Origin of the sequence: Streptomyces sp. NRRL WC-3742 (assembly GCF_000720635.1) — a bacterium.
In the GTDB taxonomy this organism is placed as follows: Bacteria; Actinomycetota; Actinomycetes; order Streptomycetales; family Streptomycetaceae; genus Kitasatospora.
On sequence record NZ_JOCF01000092.1, the window covers coordinates 40,098 to 50,400 of the forward strand.

The following is a 10,303-nucleotide window of genomic DNA, read 5'->3' on the forward strand; positions in this document are numbered from 1 at the left end:
ATCGCCGCCTGCCCGGCGGGCAGATCACGTGATCAGTCCACCCGCAGGACGCGGGAGACGTAGACCTGCGGCGGGTCCGTGTCCTCGGCCACCGCGTACTCCACCAGGCCCAGGTCCCTGCGCAGCGGCGCGGAGTACATGCCCGGCCGACCGGGGACCGGCATGCTCAGGTGGGGTAGCGGGTTCTCGCGCAGGTCAACGAGGAAGGCCACGAAGGCGGAGAACACGTCGGCCGGTGTGGCCGGGTCGGCGAGGAACTCCTCGACGGCCGGGGAGAGCGTGATCGGGTCGTCCTCGTCGTCCGGGTACTCGGCGAAGTCGTCGCTCACAGGGCCCCGAGACGGCGCAGGACCGCAGAGGCCGAGGTGCCCGGGGCGGTGCCGGTCTGGACGGCGGCGTGGATGCGGTCACCCTCCGGATCGCGGTACAGCTCGGCACGCAGCCACCACCGCTTCAGCACCCCGCCGATCGTCTCGATGTCGGCCTCGCCCATCTCCCGGTAGAACTCCATCCGCTGCGCGGGCGGCAGCGCCGCGGCGACGGCGTCCTGGGTTCGTGGAATGGGCTGGTGGCCGTCGTGGTGGCCGTGCAGGGGCGCTGCGCTCACCATGTCCTCCGGGAGTCTCGTACGGGCGGGACCGATACCAGTGTCCCCTCTCCGGGACACCGTCCGGTACCCGGGGCCGGACCCCGGCAGGCCCCGGGCGCGAAGGCCGCCGGTCAGCCCCTGCCCGGCCCGCCGAGCGTCCACCCGCCGACCGCCGCAACCGGGCCGCGCCAGGTCGGCAGGGCGTAGGCACTCTGTCCGGACCTGACGGTGACGTCCCGCAGGTGCAGGAAACGGCGGTCCGGCCCGCGCCGACGCCGGCCCTGTTCGACGGCGTCGTCCAGGTGGGCGAGCGCTTCCTTCGCGACCCGGCGCAGGTCGTAGTCCTGCTCGCCGAGCCGGGCGAGGTGAAGCCGCTCCCATGCCTCGGTGGAGATCACGGTCCCCGTCACGAGCGCGCCGTCCAGAACCAGGGTGACGGTGATGTCCTCCGCCGCGACGTCCGGGTGCTCCGCTCCAAGACGCAACAGCTCCAGATGCGGGTCCACATGCTCATCCCGCTGCAGCAGCATCCTCAGGGCCGCCGGAACCGCATCCCTCCACGACACCGCGCTGCTCTCCCCTCGCCCTGGGTGGGTCCGAGTTGAACTATGCCCTGCCAGAGGCCGGCTCATCCGGGGGATTCGTAGGCCGTGCTGGGGTTCGGCGGAGCCGTGGGGCAGGCCGTCAGATGTTGTGCAGGTAGGCGAGCTGGATGGTGCGGGCGGCCTGTTCTGCGGTGTCGTGCAGCATCGCCTCCTGGGTGACCGGGTCGCCGAGGAAGCACTGCTCGTACACCGCGACCCACGAGGAGCACGTCCGGGTTGACGGTCCATCCGGCAAGCGCCCAGAAGTCGCCGAAGATCCGGTTGTCCAGTGCCGTGGTGACATCCGTGTCCGGCAGCCGGCGCAGCATCGGGTCCGCCGGAACGGCGACCACGGCCGGCAGCGCGGGTGCCGCTGCGGCCGGGAGCGAGGATGCCTGTTGCGCCAGGCGGCGGTCCACCAGCTCTCGCAGCCCGCCGCGGCCGGGCTGCGCGGCCGATGAGGTTTCCCCTCGGGGTGCAACGGGCTCCGGGGCGGCGTCTGTGACGGCCGACGGGGTTTCTCCCCGGGGGGCTTCGACGTGTTCTGGGCCCGTCGTGGAGGTCGTCGCGGTCGGAGCCTCGGGTACCGGGGCTTCTCCCCGGGGCGCGGGGGCGAGCGGCTCGGGATCGGCCGCTCCCGCCAAACCTGCGGGCGGGGCTTCGCGATCTCCCCCGGCAGCGTTCGGGACGACCACCTCGCGGGGCCGCGTTTCGCCTCGGGGTGAAACTCCGGGTATCGGGAGGGTTTGGTCAGGCTCGGGCCGCCGAGTGGGGTGTGTGGCCAGCAACTGCTCCGCGAGCTCACGGTGGCGGGCGGTCAGGGCGCGGGCGGCGTGGAGGATATCGGCCAGGGCCTGGCTGGCCAGAGCAGGGTCGCCTTGGCGGGCGGCGCGGTCGAGCCGGAGCAGGAACGCGGTGTCCTGGCGGCGCAGGTTTTCGCTGAGGGCCAGTAGCTCGACCGCTTCGGGGCTGGTCGCCAGCCCGGCGGGAAGCGGGGTTTCGCCCCGGGGGGATTGAGCGGAGGCGGCGAGCGTCTGTACCTGCCGTTCCTTGTCCCGCTGGCGGTCTGCCCGGGAGGAGCACGCCTTCGAGCAGTACTTCCGCGGGCGCCCGCCCCTGCCGCTGCCGCCCTGTCCGAGCTCCGCGCCGCACACGGTGCAGGTCGGCACACCGAACAGCATCGGCTCGACCGGAACGTTTATCCCCGGGGAGAAACTCATGCCGGGATGCTATCCGCACGCCAGTGCGAGGTTTCACCCCGAGGGGAAATGGGGGCGCCGGCTGACACCGGGGCGGACCTGCAGGATTACTCGCCGACGACAACACCGGTGGCGTAGGAGAAACCTCCGGAACCGAGGCGGCGACGGGTTCCGGTTTCAGGGATCGCGGCGGGAGCGACAGGCTCAGCTGCGGGCAGCGGAGCAAGGAGTCGCCGAACCGGAAGCAGCCGCTCGGCGGTCGCCCCGGCGCCAGGGACGCCCTGGTGTGTGGCAGGCAGAGCCAACGAGCGTCGGACGAGACGGTCAAGATCGTCACTCATGCCGACAACCTGTCACACTGGGACACGGGCCCGGCCGCGGCAGGGGCACCTCGCAGCGCGATATGCACAAATCGGCGGCATCTTGTCGAATTCGTCGGTCGGCATTGTGTCGATCAGGTAGCGCGCCGCGGCAACACCGTCGCTGTGAGGAAACGGCTTGGGCTGCTGTTCTCCCGTCGTTTCAGGCGGGCCGGCCTGTCCGGGAACAACGGGCATGCCCTCCACCTCTGCGTTGGCGGGGGGGCCGGACTCCGCCGGAGTGGGTTCTGTCAGCGCCGAGTTGGCCCGGTCTGTTTTACGGCCGTAAAACGGGTCTGCCGTGGGCTGCTCAGGACCGGAACCTGGCTCGCCTGTCGGCGCCGCGGGAGCATCGACCTTCTTGGCGGCCTTCCGGGCAGCCTTCTTGGCAGCCGACCGTTCAGCAGATGCGGCGACCCTCTGCTTCTGCTCGTCCTGCCACCACGCCAGTTGCTTCGTGGAGTCCCACTCGTTGTCCCGGGCCAGCTTGCCCAGCAACCGGGCCGCCTCGAGCGGCATGGTCTTCTTCCGTACCAGGTCCTGCACGTCCGGCGTCAGGTAGGTGAGGAGGATGCGCTGGGTGACCCACCCATCGACCCGCTCAAAGTGCTGGGCGACGGCGCGGTTCGAGCCGAACTCCGCGACGAGGGCTTGTACGGCGTATGCCTCTTCGACGGGGTTGAAGCTTTGCCGGTCGACGTTCTCGGAGACCACGACCTCCATGAACGTCCTGCGGTCCTGAGCCAGGCCGTCGTCAACCACGCAGTTCAGGGTGGGGTTGCCGGTGGCCGTGGCGCCCCAGTACCGCCGCTCGCCAGCGACGAGAACGTAGTCGACGTCGCCGATCTCCTTCGCGTGGTCGGGCCACAGTTTCAGGTAAGCACCGCGACTGACGGCAGGGCATGCCTGGATCTGCCGGCGTCGCAGGCTCTTACCAAGGTCGACCAGCTCGGCTTCTGTGCCAAAGTCGATACGTGGATTGACCTCATTGGGAGCGAGTCGGCTGAGGGGAACGCGGAGCAGGCGGCCATCGGCTCGGGTGTCGGTGACTGGGGCGTCATTGTCATCGCCGAAGAAGTCATCGAACTCGTCGTGCGCGGACATCTATCGGCCCCCCGCGTACTTCTGGCGGCGGAGCTGGTGCTCCAAGGCCAGGGACACGAAGTCCTGCTTGGCCTTGGTGGCGATGTGGTTGGACTCGTACTGGGTACAGAACCGTCCGTTGGTGATACCGCGGGTGTGCGGCTTGTAGTGACGCACGGTGGCGTTGTAGAGCTCCCAGCCTCTGCGTTGGACGAGGCTGATGGTGCGGTCGCGGTCTGCGGTCCCGTCTCGCGGGTCCCAGTTGTTGACGACGACGCCGTAGGGAATCTGGCGGGGGATGAGGACCCGCTCGACGGTGACCCTGGTCGGGGTGAAGGCGGAGCCTTCTGCTTCGAGGGGGACGATCACGTCGTCGGCGACGTCGAGAACGGCTCGCAGCGCGTCCCCCGTGGTTCCGTCACCAAGAGGGTCGATGGACTCGTCTTCGTCGTCTTCGGCCTTCAACGGCATGAAGCCGGGAGTGTCGACGATGATGATGTCGGCCTTGGCACTCCGCAGACGGCGCAGCTTGTCGACGCTCTGGCTCGCGTCAACCACTCGGAAGGGGACGGGCCTGCCGGCCTTCCTGACCTTCTCGGTGTGTTCGATGCTGGTGCCCTGCGGATCTATTGAGACGACCGCGACGGACGGACCGCCACCTGCGGTCTCGGCTTCGACGGCATCGCAGCCGAGGAATTCGGCGTAGACCGCCGCGAGGTTGACGGACAAGAGGGACTTGCCGACCCCGCCCTTACGGTTCAAGAGCACGGTGATGTAGGGCATGTACTGCTCTCCGACTACTTCCCGGGAACCCGGTACTTCGGATGGATAGAAAGCATCCTCTCAGATGATCAGAGGGGTCCCGGCGAGGCATGCGAAGCGTGGCGGTTTTACGGCCGTAAAACTGCCACGGAGTTAGCTGCCCTTGAAACATAGAAAGCGCTCCCTGCTGTCCGAGGTGGAGCCCGGACAGCAGGGACCGCTCGTTGGCGGGTCAGAGGTCGGCGAGGGCGGTCCGGGCGGTGGCCCGGTGGCGGTGGAGCAGGGCATGCTGGCCGGGGTCGAGTCGCCAGAGACCGAGGCGGCCGGCGGCGGGAATCGGGTCGGCGAGGGCATGGACCTCCTCGATGGTCCAGTGCCACAGGCCGGGCAGGCCCCAGGGTCGGCAGCAGCCGGTGTCGCGGTGGCAGTCGGTGATGCTGGCGGTGGCGACGATGGCGCCGGTCGTCAGTGCCGGGGCGCCGGGGCGGGCGAGGGCGGCGCGGACGAGCGGGTCGGCCTGGCCGTCGCGGGCGAGGGCGCGGGCGGCGTGGAGCACGACCAGGCCGCGGTGCTTCGTCGGCCAGGACCGGTTCTCGACGCGCTTGTCTCCGGCGAGGATCGCGGCCAGCCAGGGCTGGCGGATCGTCAGGGCGGGAGCGGCGGTGCCGAGGGCCGACGGGTCGGGCGGTTCGCCGATGCGGCGCAGCGCCTCGGCGAGGGCAGTATCCCAGTCGCCGGTGAAGGTGAGGCTGCGGTCGTCGACGTAGAGTGCGGCACCCAGCTTCTTGTTCGTCACGAGCAGGTGGTGGCGCTCCAGCCAGTACGCCCGGTCCGGGTCGGTGTCGACGCTGGTGCGGCAGCCGACGTGGTGCTCCAGCCAGCGGGCGACGTCGTGGTGCGTGCGCGGGTGGCGGGCCGTAAAGACGAAGACCGCGCGCTTGTCCAGCAGGGTGCGCAGTGCGGCGATGGCGCCAGGCAGGGGCTGTCCGTAGACCTGGCCGCCGCGCCACTCGGGGTGGTCAGCGAGGGTCTGGTCGTAGTCGACGCCGACGGCGTGGGAGGCGGGGGAGTCGGGGTTGAGGGCAATGACGGTCACGCGGGTTAGGTCTCCTCGCTGGGGTCGTGGCCTGTTCAGGGCAGGGGTGGTCCGGCCGCGCCGGGAGCGGCGCGGCCGGACGGGGTGGTTGTCAGCAGCCGTACGGGCCGTACGCGGCGCAGTTCTCCAGGTGTCCGCCGGCGGTCGTGATGGCGTGGTGGAGGTGGTCGAGGGCGGCCTGGTCGCGGTTGTTGCCGAGGTGGCGCTCGCGGAGGGTGCCGGCGTGGAGGGTCCAGTCGGTCCAGGTTCCGATGGCGGCGGCGGCCTGGTGGGCGGCGGCGGGGGTACGGAACGCGGCGAGGAGATTGCCGGAGTGGTGGCCGAGACGCCAGCGGCACGGGCCACCGCGGTCGACGTCGGCCGGCAGCTCGTACATGTAGAGGCCGGGGGCGTTCTTCAGGAGTTCGGCCTGGACGATTCGGCGGCCCTCGGCGTAGCGGATCTCGTGCGGGACGGTGGCCGTCGCGACGGCGTGTGCGGTGGGGTCCGGTGCGAGGCCGGTGCAGTAGACCTCCACCTGGCAGGCGACGGCGTTGATCCGGCCGGTGACGGCCACCGGCCGCCCGGCCTCCACGACGGTCTGGTCCAGCGCCGCCCAGACGCGGGGGTGGACATGGACGTCGAGCTGCGCCCCGGTGGCGTCGGCGAGCGTCACGATGGCCCAGCCGGCACCGGCCCGGGTGGTGTGTCGGCGGACCAGGGTGATGGTGCCGGTCAGCCGGACCTCGCCTGAGGTCCGACCCGAGGCCAGCAGGGCGGCGATGGCCGAGTGGGACGGCGCCGGGGCGGGGGTCGGGAGTGTGCGGACGGGCTGGGCGGTGGTCATGTGGTCCTCCAGTTCTCCGTGGCGGTGTCGTGGGTGGGTGTGCAGCGGGCGATTTCGCGCATGCCGTCGATGCGGTGGGCCTGCCGGGCCAGCCTGGTGGCGAGGGAGGCCAGGCGGTCGGCGTCCTCGGTACGCGCGCCTCGGTTCAGGGCGTCGGCGTAGTACCGGGCGGCGTCGGCGAGCTGTTGCGCGTCCAGGGCGTGGCCCTGAAACTCGCGGTCGATCGCGGGGGCCGGGTCGTGGGTCACGGGCCGCTCCGGTCGGTGGGCGGTTCGGGGGACCATGCGCCGGTGGGGTCGTCACCCCAGTCGTCCGGATCCGGGGCCGTCGGGGTGGTCGGCTCCGGTCGGCCGGACCGCCGAGTGAGCAGGTCGCGCAGGGCGGCGAGCAGGCCGCGGCGCGGGTAGGAGGGTGGGAAGGTCACGGCGGGTCAGCTCGCGTCCGGCAGCGGGGGCAGGTACGGGCACTCGGCGGCGTGGTCGGTGACCTGCTGACGGACGGCGTGGACGTACATGGCGGTGCTCTCGGCGAGTCCCTCGCGGCAGCCGGTGCAGTGCCACCACGCCCTGGTCTCGTCGTGAACGTAGGTGCCGAGCGGCCACGGCTCGGCGCCGATCAGCTCGACCTGGGCGCCGCCCTGGGTGAGCTGGCGCATCCAGACGTGCCCGGGGCCGCCGCCGGTCGGCGCGTCGCCGATGTGGACCTCACCGCGGTCGAGGCGGACCAGGCCGTGGTCGGCGGCCCTCTCCAGGAGCGTCATCAGGTGGTCGTGGCCGCCGAGGACCTGGCCGCCCGGGGTGACGCGCGACCAGGTGTACAGCTCGCCGACGCTGGTGCGGCGGCGGCCGGAGGTCTCGATGTGGGAGAGGAGCCCGAGGAGGACGGTGTAGGCGTCGTCCCTGCGCAGCAGGCCGTCGTGCAGTTCGGGGGCGTGGCCGGTGAGCAGCTTCGTGAGGGCTTCGCGGGCGGCGTAGGTGCGGGTGTCGGTGATGTCCACGGGTGCCTTTCGGGTGAGGTGTACGGGTGGGTGGCCGGACCGGGGGTCGGGTCGGGTCAGGTCGTGGCGGGCTGGCGCGGCCTGACCTGGTGGTAGGTGTGGGTGGTGCCGGTGGAGGTGGTGTCGGTGGTGACGGCCAGCAGGTCGGGGTTGCGGTCGGCGATGCCGGTGAACTGCTGGTAGATCCAGGTGTCGGTGCGCTGGAGGAGTACGCGGTCCGCGGCGAATTCGGCGATGTGCAGGCTGAACTCGAAGCCGGTCCGGCTGCGGGCGATGCGGTTGGTGAGCATGCCGACGGCGGTCGCGTCGTCGGGGCGGGCGGGGATCGGGCCCGGCAGCGCGCGGCATGCGGAGGCGTGTTCGGCGGCCCGCTCGTTTCCCTGCTGGAAGTCGAGGTGGCGCGGGTAGGTGCTGTCGGTCATGGCCCAGGAGCGGGTGCAGCCGAGGCAGTGGACGCCGTGGTCGCTGGATGCCTGCCCGTCGGACAGGGCGCGGGCGTACAGGAGCACGTGGGCGCCGACGAGGTTGGCGTAGCGGACCGGGACGAGCAGCCCCTCGGGGGTCCAACGGGTCGGTTCGGGCTGCTGCGGGATGGCGGGGGAGTGGCGAAAGAAGTTCACAGGGTCCTTCCAATCGGGTTGGGTGGTGCCGGCCGGACGGCCACCGCTGCGTGCAGCGGCCCGTCTAGGCCGGTGGGTCTGGCGGGGACGGGCCGGTGGGCGCCGTGGTGGCCCGGTCAGGTCCGGGCGAGGGCGGCGAGCTGGTCGCGTTCGTCGTCGGAGAGTTCCGCGCAGGGTGGGCAGGAGCCGAGGGTTTTGAGCGGAAGGCAGTAGTCGTAGCGGGTGGAGCAGACCGGGCAGGTCTGGCGGGCGGCCATCGCCCGGTCGAGGGCGACGGCCCGGCCCGGGGTCATCGGCCGGACGGGCAGGGCCTGGTCGATCCGGTAGAGGTAGGCGATCCGCCCGCCGTTTCGGCACACGACCTGCGCGGCGGGTTCCTGGCCGCCGGGGCGCAGGCCGGCGGCGCGGAGCTGGCGGCGGGTGAGCACGCCGGTGTCGGCGTAGCGCCAGGGCCAGGTCGGCAGGCCGCCGTGGTGTTCTCCGGCGGGGTCGAGGTCGAGTGCGCGCATGCGCTGGCTCCTGGTCGGCTCAGTTGCCGATGCGGGCCGGCGCGAGGATGGCCTTGCGGCCGAGGCCGTCGGCGTAGGTGACGCGGGCGAAGCCCTCGTCGAGCAGTTGCCTCGCGCTGGGGATCAGGTGTTCCTGGCTGATGAGGACCTGGTCGGGGACCACGCGCGCACGGCCGGTGTTCTGCCGCCGACGGGCCTCGAGGGATGTGTCGAAGAGGACCGCTTCGCAGGGGCGCTGCCAGTAGCGGCTGCGGGCGAGCAGGCCGGCGCGGACGTGGGGCAGGAGCGCGGTGGAGTCGATGACGGTGGTGAGGCCGCGGGCGAGGCGGGCGTCCAGCAGCAGGTTCTGGATCTCGGCGGCGACGGGGGTGGCGCTCTGGTCGGAGGCGTCGTCGGTGGCCATCGCGCGGTAGTCGTCCAGGCACAGGCACCAGGTAGCGGGCCAGCAGCGGGTGGCGAGCGTCGTCTTCCCGGCGCCGCTCCCGCCGACGAGGACGATGAGGGAGCCGGGGTCGAAGGTGGTGGTCACGGGCGGTCCTTCCTGCGGGGCGGGTTCGGCCGGTCGGCCGGTCCCGTCCCCGGGGCGTACCACCCGCCGGGCTGGATGCCTGGCGGGCGGCACGTACCAGGGGCGAGGCCGGACGGCGGGTCAGGAGGAGGCCCTCTGTTCGCAGCAGGCGAGGCACCGCCAGGGGTCCGATTCGTCGGCGGAGGCGGCCGGGTCTGCCTCCATGTAGAGGTGCGCCTCACAGAAGTAGCGGCCGCAGCCGTCCTCGGGGGGTGCCGGGCGTCGACCCGCACAGGTGGGCCTGGCCCCGGTCGATCCTGGTGGTGCAGCCGCCCTGTTCGCAGGTGGCTTCGACGCCGTAGCCGGCTTCGATCTCGATGCCGTCGGCGCGGGTGACGGTGTAGTAGGCGTAGCCCATCTCTGTCCCTTCGGTGGGGTGCTGTCGGCCGGTCGGCCAGTCCCTGTCCCCGGACGCGCACCGCCCGCCGGGCTGGGTGCCGGGCGGGCGGTGCGGGCCGGGGCGAGGCCGGTCGTACGGGGCGGGGGAAGAGCCCCTGCTCCGGGTGGAGCAGGGGTCCTGTGGTGGGCTGTCAGGCCGCGGTTTCGACGGCTTCAGCGGTGCTGTCGGTCTCGTGTGTCTTCCGCTTGTCCCACCAGGTCCGCGCGTCCCAGTCGGTGGCGTAGGTCAGGAGCAGGTAGGACGCCGTGGTGCCGATGGCGAGGATCGCGTGGGCCCATCCCCATTGGGTGGCGTTGAGGCTCGCGCCGATGGCGCCTCCTGCGCAGGCGGCGTTGAGCAGCGTGGCGATGACGCAGGCGACCAGCAGGGCGAACTCGGCGTTCTCGGTGGTGGGGTCGCTGACGCCGTTGTGGATGGCGTAGCGGACGTGGAGGGCCAGCATGGTCAGCTGGACGGCCCACAGGGCCAGGACGACGGCGGCCAGGCCGGACAGGGTGACGAGGTGGTGCATCGGGGTCCCTTCGTGAGTTGGTGCGGGTGATTCTCGGCAGTGACACGGCGCCCGGTCCGGGAGTTGGCGGCTTTCGACCGGTCCGGGTGACGGCCCGCCTCAGTACCTGTTTCCGATGGCATGCGAATCGTCTTCCTGGCCCTGGAATCGAACAGAGCCCGTGTGAAGGTGTGCTCTGAGCTGGGGAGAAGGCTGTTTCG

At 71.6% G+C, this 10,303-nt stretch carries 15 protein-coding genes; all 15 read right to left on the reverse strand.

The window, feature by feature from the left end; translation table 11 throughout:
* Nucleotides 1-32: 32 nt before the first annotated feature.
* The gene (locus IH61_RS0135695; RefSeq protein ID WP_031077724.1) at nt 33-329 is read right to left on the reverse strand and encodes a hypothetical protein; all 297 of its coding nucleotides are present in this window, start codon (nt 327-329) and stop codon (nt 33-35) included.
* Nucleotides 326-610 (reverse strand): hypothetical protein, encoded by a 285-nt coding sequence (locus IH61_RS0135700; RefSeq protein WP_031077727.1) that lies wholly within the window; start codon nt 608-610, stop codon nt 326-328. Before IH61_RS0135700 ends, IH61_RS0135695 begins: the two co-directional genes overlap by 4 nt.
* A gap of 110 nt (nt 611-720) precedes the next feature.
* Complete coding sequence (locus IH61_RS0135705; protein ID WP_158845665.1) at nt 721-1,095, reverse strand: hypothetical protein; 375 nt, start codon at nt 1,093-1,095, stop codon at nt 721-723.
* Nucleotides 1,096-2,725: 1,630 nt separating this feature from the next.
* Nucleotides 2,726-3,835: a ParB/RepB/Spo0J family partition protein gene (locus IH61_RS0135720; protein WP_031077732.1), complete on the reverse strand. Its 1,110-nt coding sequence runs from the start codon at nt 3,833-3,835 to the stop codon at nt 2,726-2,728.
* Nucleotides 3,836-4,597 (reverse strand): ParA family protein, encoded by a 762-nt coding sequence (locus tag IH61_RS0135725; protein WP_031077733.1) that lies wholly within the window; start codon nt 4,595-4,597, stop codon nt 3,836-3,838.
* 211 nt (nt 4,598-4,808) lie between these two features.
* On the reverse strand, nt 4,809-5,672 hold the full coding sequence (locus IH61_RS43520; RefSeq protein ID WP_051838600.1) for an ASCH domain-containing protein: 864 nt from the start codon (nt 5,670-5,672) through the stop codon (nt 4,809-4,811).
* 91 nt (nt 5,673-5,763) lie between these two features.
* The gene (locus IH61_RS47465; RefSeq protein ID WP_031077737.1) at nt 5,764-6,498 is read right to left on the reverse strand and encodes a hypothetical protein; all 735 of its coding nucleotides are present in this window, start codon (nt 6,496-6,498) and stop codon (nt 5,764-5,766) included.
* A complete protein-coding gene (locus IH61_RS0135740; RefSeq protein ID WP_031077739.1) occupies nt 6,495-6,746 on the reverse strand; it encodes a hypothetical protein in 252 nt (83 codons plus the stop codon). Before IH61_RS0135740 ends, IH61_RS47465 begins: the two co-directional genes overlap by 4 nt.
* A complete protein-coding gene (locus IH61_RS0135745) occupies nt 6,743-6,922 on the reverse strand; it encodes a hypothetical protein (protein WP_031077740.1) in 180 nt (59 codons plus the stop codon). Before IH61_RS0135745 ends, IH61_RS0135740 begins: the two co-directional genes overlap by 4 nt.
* Before the next feature lie 6 nt (nt 6,923-6,928).
* Nucleotides 6,929-7,495: a hypothetical protein gene (locus tag IH61_RS0135750; RefSeq protein WP_031077742.1), complete on the reverse strand. Its 567-nt coding sequence runs from the start codon at nt 7,493-7,495 to the stop codon at nt 6,929-6,931.
* 56 nt (nt 7,496-7,551) lie between these two features.
* Nucleotides 7,552-8,115 (reverse strand): hypothetical protein, encoded by a 564-nt coding sequence (locus tag IH61_RS0135755; RefSeq protein ID WP_051838601.1) that lies wholly within the window; start codon nt 8,113-8,115, stop codon nt 7,552-7,554.
* Nucleotides 8,116-8,231: 116 nt separating this feature from the next.
* Nucleotides 8,232-8,624: an RRQRL motif-containing zinc-binding protein gene (locus IH61_RS0135760; RefSeq protein WP_031077747.1), complete on the reverse strand. Its 393-nt coding sequence runs from the start codon at nt 8,622-8,624 to the stop codon at nt 8,232-8,234.
* A gap of 19 nt (nt 8,625-8,643) precedes the next feature.
* A complete protein-coding gene (locus IH61_RS0135765; protein WP_051838602.1) occupies nt 8,644-9,153 on the reverse strand; it encodes an AAA family ATPase in 510 nt (169 codons plus the stop codon).
* A 217-nt stretch (nt 9,154-9,370) separates the two neighbouring features.
* Nucleotides 9,371-9,550 carry a hypothetical protein gene (locus IH61_RS0135770; RefSeq protein WP_031077750.1) on the reverse strand — a complete coding sequence of 60 codons (180 nt, stop codon included), beginning with the start codon at nt 9,548-9,550 and terminating at the stop codon, nt 9,371-9,373.
* Between the two features lie 172 nt (nt 9,551-9,722).
* Nucleotides 9,723-10,103 carry a hypothetical protein gene (locus IH61_RS0135775; RefSeq protein ID WP_031077751.1) on the reverse strand — a complete coding sequence of 127 codons (381 nt, stop codon included), beginning with the start codon at nt 10,101-10,103 and terminating at the stop codon, nt 9,723-9,725.
* Nucleotides 10,104-10,303: the final 200 nt, after the last annotated feature.